The following is a 23511-nucleotide window of genomic DNA, read 5'->3' as shown; positions in this document are numbered from 1 at the left end:
GCAACGCGGCCAGGTGGACCGCAGCGCCAACACCACGCCGGGGAACAAGAAGGGCGGCCTGTCCAACATCGTCGAGAAGGCGATGGGCTCCATCGTCAAGAGTGGCACCGCACCCATCAGCGGTGTCGTGGCGCCCGGGGAGAAGGCGCGGCAGAAGGGCCTGCTCTATGCCGCCACACCGGCCTCGGACTTCATCTGCGGCACCTTGCAGCTGGCCGCGGGCATGAACCTGCATGTCTTCACCACCGGCCGGGGCACGCCCTACGGCCTGGCCGAGGCGCCGGTCATCAAGGTCGCCACTCGCAGCGACCTGGCGCGCCGCTGGCACGACCTGATGGACGTCAACGCCGGCCGCATCGCCGACGGCGATGCCAGCATCGAGGACATGGGCTGGGAGCTGTTCCGTCTGATGCTGGACGTGGCCTCGGGCCGCAGGAGGACCTGGGCCGAGCAGTGGAAGCTGCACAACCAGCTGGTGCTGTTCAACCCCGCGCCGGTGACCTGACCCTCTTTTCCCCTTCCATTCGATCAAGCAAGAAACGGAGACACACGAGTGCGACGACGCCACTTCATCCACACCACCGCCGCAGCCGCTGCCCTGGCTGCGTGCGGTCTTCCCGCCCTGGCGCAGGGCAACTGGCCCTCCGGCAAAGCCATCACCTATCTCGTTCCCTTCCCTGCGGGCGGGACCACCGACACGGTCGGCCGCCTGATCGCGCAGAAGCTCGGCCCGGTGCTGGGCACCAGCGTGGTCATCGACAACCGGGGCGGTGCCGGTGGCAGCATCGGCTCCGAGATCGCGGCGCGGGCACCCGCCGACGGCTACATGCTGCTCGGCGGGACCATCAGCTCGCACGCGATCAATGTGAGCCTGTACCCGCGCATCGGCTACGACCCGATCAAGTCCTTCGCGCCGGTCACCCTGATCGGCACCAATCCCGTGGTGCTGGTGGTGCCGGCCAACAGCCCCTACAAGAACCTGCAGGACGTCCTGAATGCCAGCAAGGCCAAGAGCGGCGGCCTGTCGTCGGCCTCCGCCGGCACCGGCACCTCGCAGCACCTGGCGCTGGAACTGCTGGCCTACAAGTCGGGGGTGAAGTTCACCCATGTGCCTTACAAGGGCAGCGGCCCCGCCATACAGGACGTGATCGGCGGCCAGGTCGACATGATGTTCGACACCACGGTGGTGGCCGGCCCCCACATCCAGAGCGGCAAGCTGCGCGCCATCGCCGTCACCTCGGCCAAGCGCCTTGGCTCCATGCCTGACGTGCCCACCGTGGCCGAGTCGGGCGTCCAGGGCCTGAAGGACTTCGAAGTCGTCTCGTGGCAGGCCATCTTCGTACCAGCCGGCACACCGACGCCCATCGTGGACCGCCTGCACAAGGAGATCCGCACCATCCTGGCCGAGCCCGAGATGCAGGAGCGGCTGAAGAGCCTGGGCATGGAGCCGGCCGACATGACTACCGCCCAGATCGCCGACTTCCAGAAAGCCGAGGTCCAGAAATGGGCACAGGTCATCAAGGCGGCCAACATCAAGGCCGAGTAATTCCAACGAAGCGGGCCTAACGGCGTGGAGGCCGGCAGCCCGCTGTCCTTTGCAAGCACCGCCAGTCCGTCGGCACAGGTCGGCGGATCGGCCGCTTCGCGGCCGGAGTGTCTGGACGCCGCACCATCAGGCATGAGGTGCGCATGAAAAACGATTGACCGAAGCAGGAGACCAACCATGAAAAACCCCAGTTTCCCCGGCCGCCTGGCCGCCGTCACCCTGGCTGTCGCAGCCGTGTCCGCCTGCGGTGGCGGCGGCTCCAGCGGTAGCTTTATCGCTTTCCCGGCCAGCCCGCCGAGCGCCGGTACGCCCTCCACCCCCTCCGCGCCTGCGCCTGCACCCGCTCCGGTGCCGCAGCGCACCGCCGGCATGGTGTACGCGGCGCCGGAAGCGGTGGCGGCCGGCCAGGGGACGGTCGTGCGGCTCAAGGTTCTGACCCAAGAGGGGCCACAGACGGTATCGACCGGTGCGATCGCCTCGGCGGATGCCGCCAAGGCCCTGGCCGCTGCGGTCAAGCCGGGCGATCTGATCGACTGGCTGCCCGGCGCCACGACATCCGACGCCCTGGTGGCCACCGATGTCGCCACCACGTTCAACGTGATTCTGTCCAAGGGGAATTCGACGGCGGCCCAGTTCGACATGTCCCGCTATGGCCCCGAAGTGACCGCCAACGCCGGCGTGCCCGGCGCCATGGTGGCGGCCGGTTGGGTCTACAACAAGACAGGCACGTCCATCACCGTCGGCGACGGGACAGTCGTACGGGCAGATCAGGCCGGGCGGCCTTACAACGATCCGATCAAGCGCTACGAGGAAACCTTCGCCGTATCGCCCACCGTGAAGGTCTACGAGGTAAACACGGCCGACTACGCCAAGAGTGCACCGTCGACCTTCGCCGCCATTCCGGTGACGGCCGACTATTACCACGGTACGACGTCGCGGCAGGCGGCCTACCTCGTCTTCGACAAGAACCACCGCAACGCCGCCGACGCCAAGGTCGTGGCGATCTGGTACTTCACGCCCAAGTCCACCTCCGACGGCAAGCCGGTGTGGGACGTACCGACGCTCAGCCCTCTGCTCGCGGACAAGGGCAACGACCCGGTTTCGGGTCAAACCTACGTCTCGATCAACGCCACCGGCGTCAGCGCCGCGCCCTACACGCGCAGCACCGAGCCCTTCGAGATGGTGAAGAACACCATGTACTACATCGGCGACAACGAAGTCGCCTCGTACGTCTTCAAGGCCGACATGGGCACGCCCAACGATCCGTCGGACGACAAGGTGATCAAGGTCGATGCCGGCTGGCCCAACAGCGGCTACCAGTACTGGAAGAACATGGAGCTCGTGGGCATCGACCCGCGGTCGGTCACCGATCTTTGGCTCACCCACGCCCATGCTGACCACTACGGCACCGCGGTGGAAGAGCTGAAGATGATGGACAACGCCGGCAAGCCGATGAAGCTGTGGGGCTCAAAGGAAGACACCCTCGGCATCACCTCCGACCTGAAGGGCAATGCCTGGACCATCGCCGGCACGCTGCCGGCCAGCGAAACCGTGCTGCGTGCGCGCACCACCGACTTCTACCAGTACGACAAGTGGTACGACTTCGGCAACGTGCAGATCATGGTGATCTGGTCGCCCGGCCACACTACCGGTGCCACCAACATGCTGTTCAAGGTGAAGAACCCGACCGACGGCAAGTTCTACACCTTCGGCTACCACGGCGGCTACGGCTTCAACGGTCTGGAGAGGCCCACCAGCGCCAACGGCTGGATGCGGCTGGCCTGGCAGTCGGGCTTCAGCTACATGCAGAACGCGTTCGACGTGGACTTCGTGGCGCCGCAGCACACCAACCATTTCCCCATCGTCGAGGTCTATCAGGCACTGAAGGCCTACAACCGCGATCCCTCCAATGCCGCGCGCCAGTTGACGATGCTCGACGCGCTGCGCTCCAAGGTCTTCGATGCGCCGGTCGTCAATGGTCAGAGCATTGCGAGCGAGTTCTCGAACCAGCTGGAAAAGCGCCGCTCGGTGGTCAGCTACAAGTCCACTGACATCAACACGCCCACCCGTCGCAGCCTCGAGACCTCGGGGCCCTTCAAGCCTGGGCGCGAGAACGGCGTGCCATCGGTGACGGCGACCCTCATGGATGGCGGCCGCATCATCCAGGGCTTCGTCGCTCCGCAGAACAAGAACCCCGCGCTGCCCCTGCTGGCAACGGGCATTCCGACCACCCTGGATCCGTATGTCGCCGATCCCACGGGTTACTACGTGCAGGTGGCCGTCAAGGTCAACGATGCCTACCAGGGCTTCCTGCCCAACAACTACTCGCAGTTCAGCCCCGGCATGAACGCGACCATCGTCTACCAGGGCGGTCCCGTCGAGACCACGCACGCCAACGGCTGGGAATACCTGCGCACGCAGCGGCTGTCCAGCCTGCAGGATGCACAGACGGTGCTGGCCAAGATATCGGCCGGCAAGTCGGTGACGCTGGGACTCACGCCGGCCAGCGAGATCGTGGTGCCCACCAACGTGGCCGACACCTTCCGCTGATGCCGGCAGGCCGCCGCCTGCCGGGCGGCCTTCGCTCTAGACCGGCACGGCGGTGGACGCGCTCCATGCCGGACCGGTCGGCGCAGTTTGCTCACCCAGGAAGCCCCGCCCATGAACACGACCCTCATCGCCGCCATGCTGCTCGGGATGTGCGCCGCAGCCATGCCCGCCATTGCGAGCGGCGTGCCACCTTCGCACCCGTCGGCAGGCGCCGCGACGCCCGCCACGGCCCGGCAGGCCGCACAACTCTACGAACAGGCCGTGCGCCTGGACGAAGGCCACGGCCAGTCCATGGACCGCGAAGCAGCGCGCACCCTCTTTCTCGAATCTGCACGCATGGGCGATCCGCGTGCGGCCTACCGGGCGGCACGACACCTCGCCGGCCTAAGCGGCGGCCGACAGGATGCGGCCGCCGCGGCGGCGCTCATGACGCAGGCGGCGCAGGGCGGCCACGCACAGGCCCAGTACGAGCTCGGCATGCTCCACCACAACGGCTCGGCGCAACTGGCCAAGGACGCGCACCGCGCCGCCCACTGGCTGGTCAAGGCCGCCGCGCAAGGCTCGATACCCGCCCAGTGCATCCTGGCCGCCTACCACCGCGATGGACTCGGCGGCCTGCCCGTGCGGCCCTCGCGTGCGGCCGCCCTCTACCGGAATGCAGCCGTGTCCAGCGATCGCTGCGCCCCCGCAGCGCAGTACGAACTCGCCAAGCTCTACCGCTCGGGACTCGGGATCCAGCAGGACCGCAAGCAAGCACTGCGATGGCTCAACGCCTCGGCCGACAGCGGCAATCCCGATGCGCAACGTGCCCTGGCCGAGGCCTACCGCCTTGGCGATGGCGTGCCTCGGGACGCCGAACTGGCCACGTGGTGGTTCAAGAAATCCCGCGAGGGGGTTTCCGCCCACGACGACCATGACCATTTCCTGCCCAGTTTTGCCGGACCGCGCTTCCAGCAGCAGTTCGGCCTGATCAATTGAAGTGAGAAGGCCTCCGATGCATCGACTCTCATGCCGCAGCATCACGCTTGCGCTTGTGGCGGGCGCGTTCCTCGCCGCTGGCGCCGTACAGGCGCAGCCGAAGGCGCCACTGCCAGTGGACGCCAGGCCCCCTCAAGCGGCCGGGTCGACGCTGCGCACCATCGGCTGGGACGACCTCGTGCCCAAGGACTGGCAACCCATGGCGGAGTTCAAGGGGCTGGATGTCAGCCGACTGACCGACGGCGACCCCCGCGCGCAGAGCGCCCTGCGCCGCCTTCGCGAGGCCTGGGATGCAGCGCCCGCCAACACGGCGATGGACGGTGCACGCATCCGCCTGGCGGGCTATGTCGTGGCGCTGGAGTCGGGGCCGGAGGGCCTGCGGGAATTCCTGCTGGTGCCGCACTTCGGCGCCTGCATCCATACGCCGCCACCGCCGGCGAACCAGATCGTGCACGTCAGGCTGAAGACGCCGTCGAAGACGCTGGCGAACATGGACACCGTGTGGGTCAGCGGCAGCCTGGCCGTGACGCGTGAGCGCACGGACATGGGCGTGGCCGGCTACGCGATGGCGCTGGCGACCGCGCAGCCCTACTCGAGTCGCTCACGCTGACGGGCTTCTCCTTGCTTCGCAGGATGCGGCGCTGGCAGCGCAAGGCGCCTGCACCGTACAAATCCCGGGGCGGCTGGCGGGGACCCCCTCGATAGAATCGAACGCCCACGATCGCCGGTGTCCCCTTGTCCGACCGCTTCGCCGTTCTCCCCCAGTACCTCTATCCCAAGCAGGCATTGACCTCCTTCGCAGGCTGGGTGGCCGGCAAGGAGCGCGGCGCACTGACGACCTGGATCATCCGCAACTTCGTCGCCAAGTACGGTGTCGACATGAGCGAGGCGATCGAGAGCGACATCGCGCGCTATCCCAGCTTCAACGAGTTCTTCACCCGCGCCCTCAAGCCCGGCGCGCGGCCGATCGCCGACGCGCCGCTGGTCTGCCCGGTGGATGGCGCCATCAGCCAGTTCGGCCCCATCGCGGGCGACCAGATCTTCCAGGCCAAGGGCCATCGCTACACGACCACGGCCCTGGTCGGCGGCGATGCCGGCCTGGCGGCGCAGTTCCAGGACGGCAGCTTTGCCACGCTCTACCTGAGTCCGCGCGACTACCACCGCATCCACATGCCCTGCGACGGGCGGCTCATGCGCATGATCTATGTGCCGGGGGCGCTGTTCTCGGTCAATCCGACCACGGCGCGCGGCGTGCCGGGGCTCTTCGCCCGCAACGAGCGGGTGGTCTGCGTCTTCGAGGGCGACCACGGTCCTTTCGTGCTGGTGCTGGTGGGTGCCACCATCGTCGGCAGCATGGCGACCGTCTGGCATGGCGTGGTCAATCCACCGCGCGGCGGCGAGATCCGCGAATGGCGCTACGACGATCCGGCCCTGCGTTTCGCCAAGGGCCAGGAGATGGGGCGCTTCCTGCTGGGCTCGACGGTGGTGATGCTGTTTCCGTCGCCCGCCCTGTCGTTCAACCCAGACTGGGCACCGGGGCGCGCCGTGCGCCTGGGTGAGCCGATGGCCGGCGCGGGTGCGCACCGATAGACTGCGGCACGACCGGCTGCACGGCCGGCCCCAGCCCCGACACGACCTACCGGGCCACCCCCGGCCCACGACGAGGAGGGTTTGCCGATGAGCTCCAAAGACCAGGCCGCCGTGCGGCAACTGCTGGCGCTGCTCGAAGCGCGTTATGCGCTGCGCGTGCTGTGGGCCCTGAGGGACGGCCACCCGCAGACCTTCCGCCTGCTGCAGGACAGCGTGGGCGGCATCACGCCCAACACCCTCAACACCCGTATCAAGGAACTGCGCGAAGCCGGCCTGCTGTGCCATGGCGGCGACGGCTACTGCCTTACCACCAGCGGGCAGGACCTGCTCAAGCGCCTGTCCGACCTGCAGGCCTTTGCCGGCCGCTGGCAGGTCGGTCTCGTCAAGAAGACACCCGCGACGCCGGCCGAGGCATCGCCCTCCGCCTAAACTCGCGCGTTTGCCCCTCCGCCCGGCCCCCCGCTGCCGGCGCGGCCCGTCCATCCCAAAGGAATCTCCATGCCCACCACCGCATCCGGCCTGCAGTACGAAGACACCGTCGTCGGCGAAGGCGCCGAAGCCACCCCTGGACAACACGTGCATGTGCACTACACCGGCTGGCTCTACAACGACGGCCAGCAGGGCGCCAAGTTCGATTCCAGCCTGGACCGCAATGACCCCTTCGCCTTCCCGCTGGGCGCCGGCCACGTGATCAAGGGCTGGGACGAAGGCGTCGCTGGAATGAAGATCGGCGGCAAGCGCACGCTCATCATCCCGCCGAGCCTGGGCTACGGCGCACGCGGCGCTGGCGGCGTGATTCCGCCCAACGCCACGCTGAAGTTCGACGTCGAACTGCTCGACGCCCACTGAGATCCGGCCCCTCGCGTCCCAAGGCGGCCCCGCCATGGCGGCCGCCTTTTTCTTCGCCCTGATCGGCTTCCTTGATGGCCCGGACGGCTGTCATTGGAAATTTCTTAGCCTTTGCGCAGCATCCCCACCTTGAAAAGGGCTTTGGGGTCCCTAGCTGCTGGGCAGTTTCGAACCCCAACGTTCCATCGACCATGACGGAGAACACCCCCCATTCGCCCGCCCCAGAAGGCCAGCAGCCCGCAGCCGACGCCCAGCACGACGCCGGGCATGCCGAAGCCGCCATGCCCGAGCAGAACCTGGAAGCCGAACTGGCCGAGCTGAAGGCCAAGTCGGCCGAGTTGGCCGACCAGTACCTGCGCGCCCAGGCCGATGTGCAGAACGCCCGTCGCCGCGCCGACGAGGAAATCTCCAAGGCCCGCAAGTTCGCGGTGGAGTCCTTCGCCGAGAGCATGCTGCCGGTGCTCGACAGCCTGGAAGCCGGCCTCGCCATCAAGGAAGCGACGCCCGAGCAGATCCGCGAGGGCGCCGAGGCCACCTTGCGCCAGCTCAAGAGTGCGCTGGAACGCAACAAGGTGATCGAGATTGCGCCGCCCGCCGGCACCAAATTCGACCCGCACCAGCACCAGGCCATCTCGATGGTGCCCGCCGAGCAGGAAGCCAACACCATCGTGAGCGTGCTGCAGAAGGGCTACACCATCGCCGAGCGCGTGCTGCGGCCGGCCCTGGTCACCGTCGCGGCGCCCAAGTAATTCGTCATTGCTCCACAGGAAATCCCCGGCGCATCCCTTGAATCCGGCCGGGTTATCCACAAGTTCAGCACAACAGATTCTTCAGATTCAGGAGTAACAACACCATGGCCAAGATCATCGGCATCGACCTGGGCACGACCAATTCGTGCGTGGCGATCATGGAGGGCAACAACACCCGCGTGATCGAGAACTCGGAAGGCGCGCGCACCACGCCGTCCATCATTGCGTATCAGGAAGACGGCGAGGTGCTGGTCGGCGCCTCGGCCAAGCGCCAGGCGGTCACCAACCCGCGCAACACTCTCTATGCGGTCAAGCGCCTGATCGGCCGCAAGTTCGAAGAGAAGGAAGTGCAGAAGGACATCGACCTGATGCCCTACACCATCTCCAAGGCCGACAACGGCGACGCCTGGGTGGAAGTGCGCGGCAAGAAGATGGCGCCTCCCCAGATCAGCGCCGAGGTGCTGCGCAAGATGAAGAAGACCGCCGAGGACTACCTGGGCGAGCCGGTGACCGAGGCCGTGATCACGGTGCCGGCCTACTTCAACGACAGCCAGCGCCAGGCCACCAAGGACGCCGGCCGTATCGCCGGCCTGGAAGTCAAGCGCATCATCAACGAGCCCACCGCGGCCGCGCTGGCCTTCGGCCTGGACAAGCAGGACAAGGGCGACCGCAAGATCGCCGTGTATGACCTGGGCGGCGGCACCTTCGACGTGTCGATCATCGAGATCGCCGACGTCGACGGCGAGAAGCAGTTCGAGGTGCTGTCTACCAACGGCGACACCTTCCTGGGCGGCGAGGACTTCGACCAGCGCATCATCGACTACATCATCACCGAGTTCAAAAAGGAACAGGGCGTCGATCTGTCGAAGGACGTGCTGGCGCTGCAGCGCCTGAAGGAAGCGGCCGAGAAGGCCAAGATCGAGCTGTCGAACTCCTCGCAGACCGACGTCAACCTGCCCTACATCACCGCCGACGCCACCGGCCCGAAGCACCTGAACATCAAGCTGACTCGCGCCAAGCTGGAGAGCCTGGTCGAGGATCTGGTCGAGCGCACCATCGCGCCCTGCCGTACGGCCATCAAGGACGCCGGCATCAGCGTGAACGACATCAGCGACGTGATCCTGGTGGGCGGCCAGACCCGCATGCCCAAGGTGCAGGAGAAGGTCAAGGAGTTCTTCGGCAAGGAGCCGCGCAAGGACGTCAACCCCGACGAGGCCGTGGCCGTCGGTGCCGCCATCCAGGGCCAGGTGCTCTCCGGCGACCGCAAGGACGTGCTGCTGCTGGACGTGACCCCGCTGTCGCTCGGCATCGAGACGATGGGCGGCGTGATGACCAAGATGATCACCAAGAACACCACGATCCCGACGAAGTTCGCGCAGACCTTCTCGACGGCCGACGACAACCAGCCGGCCGTGACGATCAAGGTGTTCCAGGGCGAGCGCGAGATCGCCTCGGGCAACAAGCTGCTGGGCGAGTTCAACCTGGAAGGCATTCCGCCGGCACCGCGCGGCACGCCGCAGATCGAGGTGAGCTTCGACATCGATGCCAACGGCATCCTGCACGTCGGTGCCAAGGACAAGGGCACCGGCAAGGAAAACAAGATCACCATCAAGGCGAACTCGGGCCTGTCCGAGGACGAGATCCAGAAGATGGTGAAGGACGCCGAGCTGAACGCCGCCGAGGACAAGAAGAAGGTCGAGCTGGTGCAGTCGCGCAACCAGGGCGAGGCCATGGTGCACAGCGTGCGCAAGTCGCTGGGCGAGCACGGCGACAAGCTGGACGCCGGCGAAAAGGACAAGATCGAGGCCGCCATCAAGGAGCTCGAGGAAGTCCTGAAGTCCGACGACAAGGACGCCATCGAGGCCAAGACCACGGCGCTGATGACCGCCAGCCAGAAGCTGGGCGAGAAGATGTACGCCGACGCGCAGGCCGCCGAAGCCGCCGCGGGTGCGGCGGGCACGGGTAGCGCTGGCGCAGAAAATGCGAGCGCCAAGCCGGCCGACGACAACGTGGTCGACGCCGAGGTCAAGGAAGTCAAGAAGGGCTGAATGCCTTGAGCTGACGCGGGGCTGGTCACCTGTCCAAGGGTGGTCCAGCCTCTTTTCGTTTTCCACCGAACCGCTTCCGCGCGAGTCCCATGGCAAGCAAACGCGACTACTACGAGGTCCTCGGCGTTCCCAAGAACGCGGGCGAGGACGAGATCAAGAAGGCCTATCGCAAGCTGGCGATGAAGTACCACCCTGACCGCAATCAGGGCGATGCCGCCACCGAGGCCGAGGCGAAGTTCAAGGAGGCCAAGGAGGCCTACGAGATGCTGTCGGACGCCGACAAGCGTGCGGCCTACGACCAGTATGGCCACGCCGGCGTCGACCCCAACATGCGCGGCGGCATGGGCGGAGGCCCCGAGGGCTTCGGCGGCTTCGCCGAGGCCTTTGGCGACATCTTCGGCGACGTCTTCGGCGGCGGTGCGGGCGCCCGTCGTGGTGGTGGCCGCCAGGTGTTCCGCGGCAGTGACCTCAGCTATGCGATGGAGATCACGCTGGAAGAGGCGGCCGACGGCAAGGACGCGCAGATCCGCATTCCCAGCTGGGACGAATGCGGCACCTGCCACGGCAACGGCGCCAAGCCCGGCACCAAGCCGATCACCTGCACCACCTGCCACGGATCTGGCGCCGTTCAGATGCGCCAGGGCTTCTTCAGCGTGCAGCAGACCTGCCCGCAATGCCGCGGCACGGGCAAGATCATTCCCGAGCCCTGCCCCACCTGCCATGGCCAGGGCAAGGTCAAGAACAACAAGACGCTGGAGGTGAAGATCCCCGCCGGCATCGACGACGGCATGCGCATCCGCAGCACCGGCAATGGCGAGCCGGGCACCAACGGCGGCCCGCCGGGCGACCTCTACATCGAGATCCGTCTGAAGAAGAACGAGGTCTTCGAGCGTGACGGCGACGACCTGCACTGCATGGTGTCGGTCAGCATGACCACCGCTGCGCTCGGCGGCGAGATCGAGGTGCCCACGTTGAAGGGTCCCGCCGCCATCGATATTCCCGAAGGCACGCAGAGCGGCAAGCAGTTCCGCCTGCGCGGCAAGGGCATCAAGGGCGTGCGCTCCAGCTATCCGGGCGACCTGTACTGCCACATCCGCGTCGAGACGCCGGTCAAGCTCACCGAGTACCAGCGCAAGCTGCTCAAGGACCTGGACGAGTCGCTCAAGAAGGGTGGCGACAAGCACAGCCCGCAGGAGAAGGGTTGGCTGGACAAGGCCAAGGAATTCTTCAGCTGACAGGCCGACGCGGCACGATCCAACTCGGGTCGCCGGAATAGGGCGCTGCGCGTTCCAGGACGCGCGGCGCCTTTTTTATTGCCCGCGCGGATGACGCAGAGCAAATACTGAAATATCGGTCTCACCGCAAATCATTGGGAATTCCGGCAACTGCACGTTGGCGTGGGACATGCGCGCTCGAGACCGCGTTGCAACTGGGGCCGCTCATGCAGACTGTTGCCCGACCGCCACGCCGCATCCGCGCTATTGCCTGAGGGCCCAAGCCTACGAAGCCGTGCGCCTGGGCTGACGCCTGTAGGTCTTTTGAGGGGCGACAACGCGCGTCCCTCCCGGACTGGCATCCATCGGCACGTCTTTTGCGTACTGTCGTATGCGCAACGGCGAAGCGGAACTTCGCAGCAGCGTGTGGCCCCAAGAATTAAGCGGCTTCCGCCCCTTTAATCCAGGTGCACGCTCACAGAGGTATTGCCGTATGCTGGAACCGCGTCTGAGGAGTTTCCGGAGCCTGGCGGCCTGGTCATCCGCTGTGGCTCGTTGTTGAATCCTGCCGACCCATTGGAGGTGTGCACCCATGGACGTCATCAGCAATTTCACCGCCCGGTACGAGCGCACGCGCGAAGAGGTCATGTCGCTGCAGGACTACCTGAACGTCTGCAAGCGCGACGCCACGGCCTACGCGACCGCCGCCGAGCGGATGCTGAAGGCCATCGGGGATCCGGAGGTGGTCGACACCCGCAACGACCCGCGCCTGTCGCGGATCTTTGCGAACAAGGTCATCAAGATCTACCCGGCCTTCCGCGAGTTCTACGGCATGGAAGACGCCATCGAACAGGTGGTCTCGTACTTCCGCCATGCGGCCCAGGGCCTCGAAGAGAAGAAGCAGATCCTTTACCTGCTGGGCCCGGTGGGCGGCGGCAAGAGCTCCATCGCCGAACGGCTCAAGCAGCTGATGGAACAGGTGCCTTTCTATGCCATCCAGGGCTCGCCGGTGAACGAGTCGCCGCTGGGCCTCTTCGATGCGGCCGAGGACGGCGAGATCCTCGAGAAGGAATACGGCATCCCCCGGCGCTACCTGCAGCGCATCCTTTCGCCCTGGGCCGTCAAGCGCCTGGAGGAATACGGCGGCGACATCCGCCAGTTCAAGGTCGTCAAGCGCTACCCCTCGGTGCTCAAGCAGATCGCCGTGGCCAAGACCGAGCCGGGCGACGAGAACAACCAGGACATCAGCTCGCTGGTCGGCAAGGTCGACATCCGCAAGCTCGAAACCTATGCCCAGGATGACCCCGATGCGTACAGCTACTCCGGCGGCCTCTGCCTGGCCAACCAGGGCCTGCTGGAATTCGTGGAAATGTTCAAGGCGCCGATCAAGGTGCTGCATCCGCTGCTCACCGCCACGCAGGAAGGCAACTTCAAGGGCACCGAAGGCTTCGGCGCCATTCCCTTCGACGGCGTAGTGCTGGCCCACAGCAACGAAAGCGAGTGGAAGGCCTTTCGCAACAACAAGAACAACGAGGCCTTCCTCGACCGCATCTACATCGTCAAGGTGCCGTACTGCCTGCGCGTGTCGGAAGAGATCCGCATCTACGACAAGCTGGTGCGCAACTCCTCGCTCGCCGAGGCGCCCTGCGCCCCGGGCACGCTGAAGATGATGGCCCAGTTCTCGGTGCTCACGCGCCTGAAAGAGCCGGAGAACTCCAACGTCTTCAGCAAGATGCAGATCTACGACGGTGAGAACCTGAAGGACACCGATCCCAAGGCCAAGTCGCTGCAGGAGTACCGCGACTACGCGGGCGTCGACGAGGGCATGAGCGGCGTGTCCACCCGCTTCGCCTTCAAGATCATCTCCAAGGTCTTCAACTTCGACAGCACCGAGGTCGCTGCCAACCCGGTGCACCTGATGTACGTGCTGGAGCAGCAGATCGAGCGCGAGCAGTTCCCGCCCGAGACCGAGCAGAAGTACATCGGCTACATCAAGGAGATGCTGGCGCCGCGCTATGCGGAGTTCATCGGCAAGGAGATCCAGACGGCGTACCTCGAGAGCTACTCGGAGTATGGCCAGAACATCTTCGACCGCTACGTGACCTATGCCGACTACTGGATCCAGGACCAGGAGTACCGCGACGTGGACACCGGTGAGGTCTTCGACCGTGCGGCGCTCAATGCCGAGCTGGAGAAGATCGAGAAGCCCGCGGGCATCTCCAACCCCAAGGACTTCCGCAACGAGATCGTCAACTTCGTGCTGCGGGCCCGGGCCAGCAACAACGGCCGCAACCCGACATGGACCAGCTACGAGAAGCTGCGCACGGTGATCGAGAAGAAGATGTTCTCGAACACCGAAGAGCTGCTGCCCGTGATCAGCTTCAACGCCAAGAGCAGCGCCGACGAGCAGAAGAAGCACGAGGACTTCGTCACGCGCATGGTCGAGAAGGGCTACACGCCCAAGCAGGTGCGCCTGCTCTGCGAGTGGTACCTGCGCGTGCGCAAGTCGTCCTGACCGATCCTCTCCGCCACCATGGAGGTGCTGCACCTTGGCGATGTTCCAGCAGATCATTGACCGGCGACTGTCGGGCAAGAACAAGTCGGTCGGCAACCGCGAGCGCTTCCTGCGCCGCTACCGCACGCAGATCCGCGACGCGGTGCGCAAGGCGGTCAGCGGCCGGGGCATCCGCAACCTGGAGGCGGGCGAAGACATCACCCTGCCCCGGCGCGATGTGTCTGAACCCACCTTCGGCCATGCGCAGGGCGGCAACCGCGAATACGTGCACCCGGGCAACCAGGAGTACGTGCGCGGCGACCGCATCGAGCGGCCCAAGGGCCAGGGCGGTGGCGGCTCGGGCAGTGGGCAGGCCAGCGACAGTGGCGAAGGCGAGGACGATTTCGTCTTCCGCCTCACGCGCGAGGAATTCATGCAGGTCTTCTTCGAGGACCTCGCCCTGCCCCACCTGATCCGCACGCAGCTGGCCGAGGTGCCCGAGTGGAAGAGCCACCGGGCCGGCTTCACCAGCGACGGCACACCTAACAACCTGCACGTGGTGCGCTCCATGCGCGGCGCGCTGGCGCGGCGCATCGCGCTGGGCGGGCAGGACCGCAAGGACATCCGCGCGCTCGAGGCCCGCATCGCGGACCTGGCACGAGAGCCCGAGTCCGATGCGGAGTTGATGAAGTCGCTGCAGGACGAGCTGGACGGCATCCGCCGCCGCGCGCGGCACGTGCCCTACATCGACCCCATCGACCTGCGCTACCGTAGCCGGGTTCGCACGCCGGTGCCCAGCGCCAAGGCGGTGATGTTCTGCCTCATGGACATCTCCGGCTCCATGGACGAGGCGCGCAAGGACATGTCCAAGCGCTTCTTCATGCTGCTGTACCTCTTCCTCACCAAGCACTACGAGAAGATCGAGCTCGTCTTCATCCGCCACCACACGCAGGCACAGGAGGTGAGCGAGGACGACTTCTTCCATGCCACCGAGACCGGCGGCACGGTGGTCTCGAGCGCGCTGGTGTTGATGCGCGACATCATCCGCGCGCGCTATCCCAGCAGCGAGTGGAACATCTACGGCGCGCAGGCCAGCGACGGCGACAACTGGCACCAGGACAGCGGGCGCTGCCGCGAGCTGCTGGCCGATTCGATCCTGCCGCTGGTGCGCTATTACGCTTATGTGCAGGTGGCCGAGGCCGAGCAGAACCTGTGGCAGGAGTACACGCAGCTCGAAGAGCGTTTCGGCCACTTCGCGATGCGCAAGGTGTCGAGCGCGCAGGACATATACCCGGTGTTCCGCGAGCTGTTCAAGAAAGAAGGCGCGGCGGCCGCCGCCTGAGCGCCGTCAGGAGCCAAGGACACGATGACCCCGTCCCGCCTGCCCCCCCTCTTCGAGCGCGCGCCCGAGCGCCTGCCCAGCCCGTCCGACTGGACCTTCGAACTCATCGAGACCTATCACGACGAGATCGCGAAGACCGCGCGCGCCTTCGGCCTTGACACCTACCCGAACCAGCTGGAGATCATCTCGGCCGAGCAGATGATGGATGCCTACGCCAGCGTGGGCATGCCGGTGCTCTACCGTCACTGGTCCTACGGCAAGCAGTTCATTGCCACCGAGAAGAACTACCGCCGCGGCCACATGGGCCTGGCCTACGAGATCGTCATCAACTCCGACCCGTGCATCTCCTACCTGATGGAGGAGAACACGATGGCCATGCAGTCGCTGGTGATCGCCCACGCGGCCTATGGCCACAACAGCTTCTTCAAGGGCAACTACCTCTTCCGGATGTGGACGGATGCCTCGTCCATCATCGACTACCTGGTCTACGCCAAGAACTACATCGCCGAGTGCGAAGAGCGCAACGGCGTCGAGGCCGTGGAAGACCTTCTCGACTCCTGCCACGCGCTGATGAACTACGGCGTGGACCGCTATCGCCGGCCGCAGAAGCGTTCGCTGGCGCAGGAGAAGGAACGCCGGGCTGAACGCGAGGCCTACATCCAGCGCCAGCTCAATGACCTGTGGCGCACCGTGCCGCGCGGTGCTGCGGCTACTCAGGACCCGCAGTCCGCACGCCGCTTCCCCGAGGAACCGCAGGAGAACCTGCTGTACTTCATCGAGAAGAACGCCGCCCTGCTGGAACCCTGGCAGCGCGAGGTGGTGCGGATCGTGCGCAAGGTGGCGCAGTACTTCTATCCGCAGCGCCAGACGCAGGTCATGAACGAGGGCTGGGCCACCTTCTGGCACTACACCCTGCTCAACACCATGTACGACCGCGGCCTGCTGGCCGACGGCTTCATGATCGAGTGGCTCAGCTCGCACACGGCGGTGGTGTACCAACCGCCCGTGGGCCACCGGGCCTACAGCGGCATCAATCCCTATGCGCTCGGCTTCGCGATGTACAGCGACTTGAAGCGCATCTGCGAGAAGCCCACCGAGGAAGACCGGCAGTGGTTTCCGGACATCGCCGGCTCCAACTGGCTGACGACGCTGGACTATGCCATGCGCAACTTCAAGGACGAGAGTTTCGTCGGCCAGTTCCTGAGCCCAAAGGTGATGCGCGACTTCCGCTTCTTCGCCATCCGCGACCATGAGGCCGATCCGGAACTGGAAGTAGCCGCGATCCACGACGAAGCCGGCTACCGGGCCCTGCGCGAATCGCTCGCGCGGCAGTACGACCTGGGCAGCCGCGAGCCCGACATCCAGGTCTGGAACGTGGACCTGCGCGGCGACCGCTCGCTGACGCTGCGCCACACCCAGCGCAACAACCGGCCGCTGCACGAAGAGACGCCCGAGGTGCTCAAGCACGTTGCGCGGCTATGGGGCTTCGATGTCCACCTGGAAAGTGTGGACGACAAGGGGCGGGTGGGCTATCGCAAGACGGTCAGCCCGAAGCGCGGTTAGCGCTTCAGAGACGCTGCTGAGTACAACGCGCGCAAAGGCTGGCGTGTACCTTGAGGCCGCGGACAGGCGAGCGGCCGCTGGCGCGCTACTTCACCTCGCCAAGGCATTTCCCATCGCCGCGCCCGGTCAGGCCACCCGAGGGCGCACACAGTAGAACGCCCTCGGCGCTGTAGAGATAGTTGAACTGGTCGCAGCAGGGCGACGTTAGCAGATACGCCCGCCTGCCGAGGTACTGCACGCGATGTAGGGGCAGCGTGGGCTTGGCGGATGGATTTGCTTCCAGCCGCCGGATCTCCTGAACGACGCGCTCGTCTGAATAGCCGGTGTAAGCGATGTCGATCTCGTCCTCATGGCGACTTGCACAACCTGCGAGCACGCAGAACAGGATTGGAAGCAGCCAATGTCTAAGCGCACGGTGGTGCACGGTGGATTCCGGTTCTGCGGCGCTCAGGCGAATGACGCGAAATGCGCGTCCACTTCGTCCAGCCATGCCCGCTTGGCAGAAGCATCCGCGAAGCTGCCTTCGAAACCATTGCGCGCCAGCTGCCAGGCATGCTGCGCTGTCAAACCGGTGGCCGCGAAGGTCTGCAGGAAGTTCTCGTTCATGTAACCGCCGAAGTAGGCCGGGTCGTCCGAGTTCACCGTGGCGACCAGGCCCGCGTCGAGCAACTGCCCCAGGTTGTGCTGCGACAGTTGCGGGAACACGCACAGCTTGAGGTTGGACAGCGGGCAGACCGTCAGAGGAATGCGGTCGGCGGCCAGGCGCTTCATCAGCGCCGGATCCTTGGTGCTCTGTACGCCGTGGTCGATGCGCTCGACCTTGAGCACGTCCAGCGCGCTCCACACATAGGCTGGCGGGCCCTCCTCGCCAGCATGGGCCACGAGGTGGAAGCCCAGTTCCCGGCAGCGCGCGAAGACGCGGGCGAACTTCTCGGGCGGATGGCCGACCTCGCTCGAATCGAGGCCCACACCGATGAACCGGTCCCGGAAGGGCAGCGCCTGCTCCAGCGTCTCGAAGGCCGCCTCCTCGCTCAGGTGGCGCAGGAAGCACAGGATCAACACGGCATCCACCCCAAGCGCCGACTTCGCATCGACACAGGCGCGGTGCAGGCCGCCGATCACCGTGGCCATCGGTACGCCGCGCTCGGTGTGCGTCTGCGGGTCGAAGAACATCTCGGTGCGGCGCACGTGATCGGCCGCGGCGCGCTGCAGGTAGGCCCAGGCCATGTCGTAGAAGTCCTGCGCGGTCAGCAGCACGCTGGCGCCGGCGTAGTAGATGTCCAGAAAGCTCTGCAGATTGGTGAAGGCATAGGCCTGGCGAAGCTCTTCCACGCTGGCATAGGGGATGGCCACGCCATTGCGCTGCGCCAGCGCGAAGATCAGTTCAGGCTCCAGTGAGCCCTCGATGTGCATGTGCAGTTCCGCTTTGGGCATGGTGCGCAGCAATTCGGGCAGGCGCTCGGCGGGGATGGCGGCGGGGTCGAAGGGCAGGCTCATGGTGGCGTCCGGTGGTGCAAAGACGATGCTCAAGAATAAAGGCACGGCGAAATGGAAAACGGCCGCTCGAAAGCGGCCGTAGGTGTTGCCGGTGCCCCCGCGGAACCGGCTCTGCCGGGCCGCCGGGTGCGCCCCTTGAGGGGGATTCGGCTTGCGCGTTGTGAGCAAGAAACGGGGTGGTCAGTTCTTGCCGGGCACCTTGCCCTCAACGCCCTTGACGTAGAAGTTCACGCCCGACAGGAACTTGTCGTCAGCGGCTGCGCCGGCGGCGATGAGCTCCTTGCCGTCCTGGCCGACGATCGGGCCCTTCCAGATCTGGAAGGTGCCATCCTTCAGGCCCTTCTTGACCTCCTCGACCTTGGCCTTGATGTCGGCTGGCACGTCGTCGGCCACGGAAACCAGGTCGATCGCGCCTTCCTTCACGCCCCACCAGGTCTGGCCGGTGGTCCAGGTGCCGTCCAGCACGTCCTTCGTGGCCTTGATGTAGTACGGGCCCCAGTTGATCACGGCCGAAGCCAGGTGGGCCTTGGGACCATAGGCGGTCATGTCGCTGTCCCAGCCGAAGGCGCGCTTGCCCTTCTCTTGCGCGGTCTTGAGCACGGCCGGCGAATCGGTGTTCTGGAACAGCACGTCGGCACCGCCGTTGATCAAAGCGGTGGCTGCCTCGGTTTCCTTGGGCGGGCTGAACCATTCGTTGACCCACACCACGTTAGTGGTGATCTTGGGGTTCACCGACTGGGCGCCCAGCGTGAAGCTGTTGATGTTGCGCAGCACCTCGGGAATCGGCACCGAACCCACCACGCCCAGCTTGTTCGACTTGGTCATGGCGCCGGCGATGATGCCGGCCATGTACGCGCCTTCGTAGGTGCGGCTGTCGTAGGTGCGCATGTTCTCGGCCGTCTTGTAGCCGGTGGCATGCTCGAACTTCACCTCCTTGGCGTCGCCGGCGACCTTGAGCATGGGCTCCATGTAGCCGAAGGTGGTGCCGAAGATCAGCTTCTTGCCCTGGCCCACGAAGTCGCGGAACACGCGCTCGGCGTCCGCCGACTCGGGCACGCTCTCGACGAAGGTGGTCTTGATCTTGTCGCCGAATTCCTTCTCCAGCGCCTTGCGGCCGTTGTCGTGGGCGAATGTCCAGCCACCGTCGCCGACCGGGCCGACATAGGCGAAGGCGATCTCCAGCGGCGCCGTTGAAGCCGGGGCCGGGGCAGCGGCGGTGGGCGCAGGCGCCGCGGGGGCGGCTGCGGCCGGGGCCTCTTCCTTCTTGCCGCAGCCCATCAGGACGGCAGCGGCCGCGGTGGAGATGGCGGCGAGCTTGAGCAGCGAGCGCTTGTTCAGATCGGTCATTGTCTAAAGGTCCTTGGCAGCAAGACGTTGAGGGAACGGAAAAAATGCAGCGCGCATTATGAGCCGGGGTAGAAAGGTTTCCCGATCGACGCCGGCATGTTGACGCGGATGAAGGCGGGGTTGCGCGAGATGAGCGCCAGCACCACGATGGTGGCCACGTAGGGCATCATGGCCAGGAACTGGCTGGGCACGTCGACACCCACGCTCTGCAGGTGGAAGCCCAGTTGCGTCACGCCGCCGAACAGGTAGGCGCCCAGCAGCACGCGCATTGGCCGCCAGGTGGCGAAGGTGGTCAGGGCCAGCGCGATCCAGCCGCGGCCGGCCACCATGTTCTCCACCCACAGGCCGGTGTAGACCACCGACAGGTAGGCGCCCGCCAGGCCGCACAGCGCGCCGCCGGCCATGACGGCCATCAAGCGGATGCGCCGGACCGGATAGCCCAGCGCATGCGCCGACTCGGGCGACTCGCCCACCGAGCGCAGCACCAGCCCAGCCCGCGTGCGGTAGAGGAACCAGATCAGCGCGAAGGTGAGCGCCACCGCGAAGTACACCAGCGGATGGTGGCGGAACAAGGCCGGCCCGATGAAGGGGATGTCGCCCAGCACGGGAACGGCGAAGGCCATGCCGCCGGGCGCCTTGGCCTGCACGTAGTTGATGCCGACGAAGGCCGAGAAGCCCACGCCGAAGAGCGACAGGGCCAGGCCGGTGGCGTACTGGTTGGTGTTGAGCCAGATGACCAGCACGCCGAACAGGCCCGCCAGCAGCGCGCCCACGGCCATGCCGGCCGCGAAGCCGATCCAGGCATTGTGCGTGTGCACATAGGCCGCGAAGCCGCCGATGGCAGCGCACAGCATCATGCCCTCGGCGCCCAGGTTGACGATGCCGGCCTTCTCGTTGATGAGCAGGCCGAGCGCGGCGATGGCCAGCACCGTGCCGGCGCTGAGCATGGCGCCCAGGAGGAGTGCGTAGCTTTCCATTCAGGCCTCCCGCCGGGCCGCCCCGAGGGAGGCCTGCGCCCCCTCGGGGGGCTGCGAATACGCGAAGTGATGAGCGTGGGGGTTCATGTTCAGGCCTCCTTGACTTGGGGGACGACATCGGGCGTCGATACCTGCAGCGACGAGGTGCCTGCCGCGGGCGACAACGGCCGCGCCGCGGTCTTCATGCGCACGCGGTAGGCCACCAGCGTGTCGCAGGCCAGCAGCGTGAATAGCAGCAGGCCCTGGAACACCGCCGTCAGCGACTTGGGCAGGCCCAGACGGGACTGCGCCAACTCGCCGCCGATGTAGAACATGCTCATCAGGATGGCCGAGAACACCATGCCCACCGGATGCAGCCGTCCCACGAAGGCCACGATGATGGCCGCGAAGCCGTAGCCCGCCGGCACGTAGGGCGTGAGCTGGCCGATGGGACCGGCCACTTCGAGCGCCCCGGCCAGGCCGGCCGCGGCGCCCGAGGTCAGCAGCGCGATCCACACCGCGCGCCGGGCCGAGAAGCCTGCATAACGCGCCGCCGCCGGTGCCAGCCCACCCACCTGCTGCGCGAAGCCCAGCCGCGTGCGGAACAGGAAGACCCACAGCGCCGCCACGCCCACCAGCGCAATCACCACGCCGATGGTCACGCGCGAGCCCTTCATCAGCCGCGGTATCTGCGTGACCGCCTCGAAGGTCTTGGTCTGCGGGAAGTTATAGCCCATCGGGTCCTTCCAGGGGCCGCCCACCAGCCACAGCAGCAGCAGCGTGGCCACGTAGACCAGCATCAGACTGGTGAGGATTTCGTTGGCATTGCAGACGTCGCGCAGCCACGCCACGATGCCCGCCCACAGCATGCCGCCCAGCATGCCCGCCACGAGGATGGCCGGCACGATCCACGGGCCGGTGTTCTTGTCGGCCAGCAGCGCCATGCCGCCCGCGGCGATGGCGCCCAGCACGAACTGCCCCTCGGCGCCGATGTTCCATACGTTGGAGCGGAAGCAAACCGCCAGCCCCAACGCGATGACCAGAAGCGGCGTGGCCTTGACCAGCAGCTCGCCGATGGCGTAGCTGCTCTTGATCGGCTCCCAGAAGAAGACCTGCAGCCCGCGCACCGGGTCCTTGCCCAGCGCGGCGAACAGGATCACGCCGATCACCACCGTGATCAGCAGCGCCAGGATGGGCGAGCCGTAGCTCCAGAAACGCGACAGCTGCGGCCGCAACTCAAGCTTGAGCATGGATGCCCTCCTCGTTCGTGCGCACGCTAGCGCCCTCCCACAGTCCACTCATCCATTCGCCGATCTGCGGCACGGTGGCCGCCGCCCGGTCGATGGAGGGCGACAGCCGCCCCTTGGCGATCACATGCAGCCGGTCGCTGATCTCGAACAGCTCGTCCAGCTCCTCGCTGACCACCAGCACGGCGCAGCCCGCGTCGCGCAGCGCCAGAATTTCGGCGCGGATCAGCGCCGCGGCGCCCACGTCCACGCCCCAGGTCGGCTGCGAGACGATGAAGAGCTTGGGCCTGGCGTCGATCTCGCGGCCGACGATGAACTTCTGCAGGTTGCCGCCCGACAGCGACTTGGCCGCCGACTGCGGCCCGCCGGCCTTGACCTTGAAGCGCTCGATGATGGCCCGGGCCTGCTGCTCCAGCTGCCCGATGCGCAGCCAGCCGCCGCTGCCCACCGCGTCGTCGCGCGTGAGCAGCAGGTTGTGGGCGAGGCCCAGCGTGGGCACGGCGCCGCGGCCCAGCCGCTCCTCCGGCACGAAATGCAGGCCCAGCTTTCGGCGCGCTCGTGGGCGCAGGCGGCCGGCGCCCTGGCCGACGAGGCGGACCATGCCGGACTCGGCCCGCACGTCCTCGCCCGACAGGGCGTACAGAAGCTCCTTCTGGCCATTGCCCGACACGCCAGCGATGCCCACCACCTCGCCCGCGCGCACCTGCAGCGAGATGCCTTCCAGGTCGACGCCGAACTGGTCCTCGCGCGGCAGGCTGAGGCGCTCGACCGCCAGCGCCACCTCGCCCACATTGGAGGGCCGGTGCGTCAGCGGCGGCGGCTCGGCGCCGATCATCAGGCGAGACAGCGACTCGTTGGTCTCCTGCTGCGGATTGCACACGCCGGTGACCTTGCCGCCGCGCAGCACCGTGCAGGCCGTGCACAGCTCGCGGATCTCATGCAGCTTGTGGCTGATGTACAGGATGGAGCAGCCCTCTGACGCCAGCTTCTTGAGGACCACGAACAGCTTCTGCACCGCCTGCGGCGTCAGCACCGAGGTGGGCTCGTCCAGGATCAGCAGCTTGGGGTCGGTGAGCAGCGCGCGGATGATTTCCACCCGCTGCATCTCGCCCACCGACAGGGTATGGACCGGGCGCAGCGGGTCGATCTCCAGGCCGTATTCGCCGGCCTTGGCCACGATGCGGCGCGTGACCTCGGCCAGGGCCAGGCTCTTGTCCAGGCCCAGCCAGACGTTCTCGGCCACCGTCAGCGTGTCGAACAGGCTGAAGTGCTGGAACACCATGCTGATGCCCAGCTGCCGCGCCTCCTGCGGATTGCGGATGGTGACCGGCTGGCCATTGAAGCTCACCGTGCCTTCGTCCGGCTTGACCGAGCCGTAGATGATCTTCATCAGCGTGGACTTGCCAGCGCCGTTCTCGCCCAGCACGGCATGAGTTTCGCCGGGCAGGACGGTGAGCGACACGTCGCTGTTGGCGACCACCGAGGGATAGCGCTTGGTGATGTGCGCGAGCTGGAGTCTGGGGGGGGACATGGGGGTGGCC

General features: G+C 66.4%; 19 protein-coding genes and 1 pseudogene. 14 read left to right on the top strand and 6 right to left on the bottom strand.

Annotated elements, in window-relative coordinates; translation table 11 throughout:
- The 14 genes and pseudogenes from QZ772_RS16720 to QZ772_RS16655 form a co-directional block, all read left to right on the top strand.
- Positions 1-505, top strand: a pseudogene (locus tag QZ772_RS16720) (UxaA family hydrolase); the annotation flags it as partial.
- A 48-nt stretch (positions 506-553) separates the two neighbouring features.
- On the top strand, positions 554-1546 hold the full coding sequence (locus QZ772_RS16715; RefSeq protein ID WP_295528612.1) for a tripartite tricarboxylate transporter substrate binding protein: 993 nt from the start codon (positions 554-556) through the stop codon (positions 1544-1546).
- A gap of 177 nt (positions 1547-1723) precedes the next feature.
- Positions 1724-4096 carry an MBL fold metallo-hydrolase gene (locus tag QZ772_RS16710; RefSeq protein ID WP_295528610.1) on the top strand — a complete coding sequence of 791 codons (2373 nt, stop codon included), beginning with the start codon at positions 1724-1726 and terminating at the stop codon, positions 4094-4096.
- Between the two features lie 111 nt (positions 4097-4207).
- On the top strand, positions 4208-5074 hold the full coding sequence (locus QZ772_RS16705; protein ID WP_295528608.1) for a tetratricopeptide repeat protein: 867 nt from the start codon (positions 4208-4210) through the stop codon (positions 5072-5074).
- A gap of 16 nt (positions 5075-5090) precedes the next feature.
- A complete protein-coding gene (locus QZ772_RS16700) occupies positions 5091-5684 on the top strand; it encodes a DUF3299 domain-containing protein (protein ID WP_295528606.1) in 594 nt (197 codons plus the stop codon).
- A gap of 125 nt (positions 5685-5809) precedes the next feature.
- Positions 5810-6664: an archaetidylserine decarboxylase gene (asd, locus tag QZ772_RS16695; RefSeq protein WP_295528603.1), complete on the top strand. Its 855-nt coding sequence runs from the start codon at positions 5810-5812 to the stop codon at positions 6662-6664.
- An 87-nt stretch (positions 6665-6751) separates the two neighbouring features.
- Positions 6752-7093: a winged helix-turn-helix transcriptional regulator gene (locus QZ772_RS16690; RefSeq protein ID WP_017759147.1), complete on the top strand. Its 342-nt coding sequence runs from the start codon at positions 6752-6754 to the stop codon at positions 7091-7093.
- Between the two features lie 63 nt (positions 7094-7156).
- The gene (locus QZ772_RS16685) at positions 7157-7513 is read left to right on the top strand and encodes an FKBP-type peptidyl-prolyl cis-trans isomerase (RefSeq protein WP_295528620.1); all 357 of its coding nucleotides are present in this window, start codon (positions 7157-7159) and stop codon (positions 7511-7513) included.
- 191 nt (positions 7514-7704) lie between these two features.
- Positions 7705-8262, top strand: coding sequence for a nucleotide exchange factor GrpE (grpE, locus tag QZ772_RS16680; protein WP_295528601.1), 558 nt, complete (start codon positions 7705-7707; stop codon positions 8260-8262).
- A 104-nt stretch (positions 8263-8366) separates the two neighbouring features.
- Positions 8367-10310 carry a molecular chaperone DnaK gene (gene dnaK, locus QZ772_RS16675; RefSeq protein WP_295528598.1) on the top strand — a complete coding sequence of 648 codons (1944 nt, stop codon included), beginning with the start codon at positions 8367-8369 and terminating at the stop codon, positions 10308-10310.
- Positions 10311-10399: 89 nt separating this feature from the next.
- A complete protein-coding gene (gene dnaJ / locus QZ772_RS16670) occupies positions 10400-11545 on the top strand; it encodes a molecular chaperone DnaJ (protein ID WP_295528595.1) in 1146 nt (381 codons plus the stop codon).
- A gap of 571 nt (positions 11546-12116) precedes the next feature.
- On the top strand, positions 12117-14039 hold the full coding sequence (locus QZ772_RS16665; protein ID WP_295528593.1) for a PrkA family serine protein kinase: 1923 nt from the start codon (positions 12117-12119) through the stop codon (positions 14037-14039).
- 40 nt (positions 14040-14079) lie between these two features.
- On the top strand, positions 14080-15360 hold the full coding sequence (locus QZ772_RS16660) for a YeaH/YhbH family protein (protein WP_295528618.1): 1281 nt from the start codon (positions 14080-14082) through the stop codon (positions 15358-15360).
- A 24-nt stretch (positions 15361-15384) separates the two neighbouring features.
- Positions 15385-16923 carry a SpoVR family protein gene (locus tag QZ772_RS16655; RefSeq protein ID WP_295528590.1) on the top strand — a complete coding sequence of 513 codons (1539 nt, stop codon included), beginning with the start codon at positions 15385-15387 and terminating at the stop codon, positions 16921-16923.
- Between the two features lie 85 nt (positions 16924-17008).
- Here the strand turns inward: QZ772_RS16655 and QZ772_RS16650 are convergent, their stop codons facing one another.
- From QZ772_RS16650 to QZ772_RS16625, 6 genes are all read right to left on the bottom strand, one after another.
- Entirely contained in the window at positions 17009-17347 is a 339-nt protein-coding gene (locus tag QZ772_RS16650) for a hypothetical protein (RefSeq protein ID WP_295528587.1), read from the bottom strand.
- 23 nt (positions 17348-17370) lie between these two features.
- The gene (locus QZ772_RS16645) at positions 17371-18420 is read right to left on the bottom strand and encodes an adenosine deaminase (protein ID WP_295528584.1); all 1050 of its coding nucleotides are present in this window, start codon (positions 18418-18420) and stop codon (positions 17371-17373) included.
- Between the two features lie 180 nt (positions 18421-18600).
- A complete protein-coding gene (locus QZ772_RS16640; RefSeq protein ID WP_295528581.1) occupies positions 18601-19767 on the bottom strand; it encodes a BMP family ABC transporter substrate-binding protein in 1167 nt (388 codons plus the stop codon).
- A gap of 56 nt (positions 19768-19823) precedes the next feature.
- Positions 19824-20744: an ABC transporter permease gene (locus QZ772_RS16635; RefSeq protein ID WP_295528579.1), complete on the bottom strand. Its 921-nt coding sequence runs from the start codon at positions 20742-20744 to the stop codon at positions 19824-19826.
- 89 nt (positions 20745-20833) lie between these two features.
- Entirely contained in the window at positions 20834-21973 is a 1140-nt protein-coding gene (locus QZ772_RS16630) for an ABC transporter permease (RefSeq protein ID WP_295528577.1), read from the bottom strand.
- On the bottom strand, positions 21960-23501 hold the full coding sequence (locus tag QZ772_RS16625; RefSeq protein ID WP_295528573.1) for an ABC transporter ATP-binding protein: 1542 nt from the start codon (positions 23499-23501) through the stop codon (positions 21960-21962). The genes QZ772_RS16630 and QZ772_RS16625 overlap by 14 nt, the downstream gene beginning before the upstream one ends.
- Positions 23502-23511 lie beyond the last annotated feature (10 nt).

Origin of the sequence: uncultured Pseudacidovorax sp., from assembly GCF_913773995.1 — a bacterium.
Lineage (GTDB): Bacteria > Pseudomonadota > Gammaproteobacteria > Burkholderiales > Burkholderiaceae_C > Xenophilus.
Note: the sequence above shows the minus strand (reverse complement) of the source record. Positions and strands in the feature narration are given on the sequence as shown.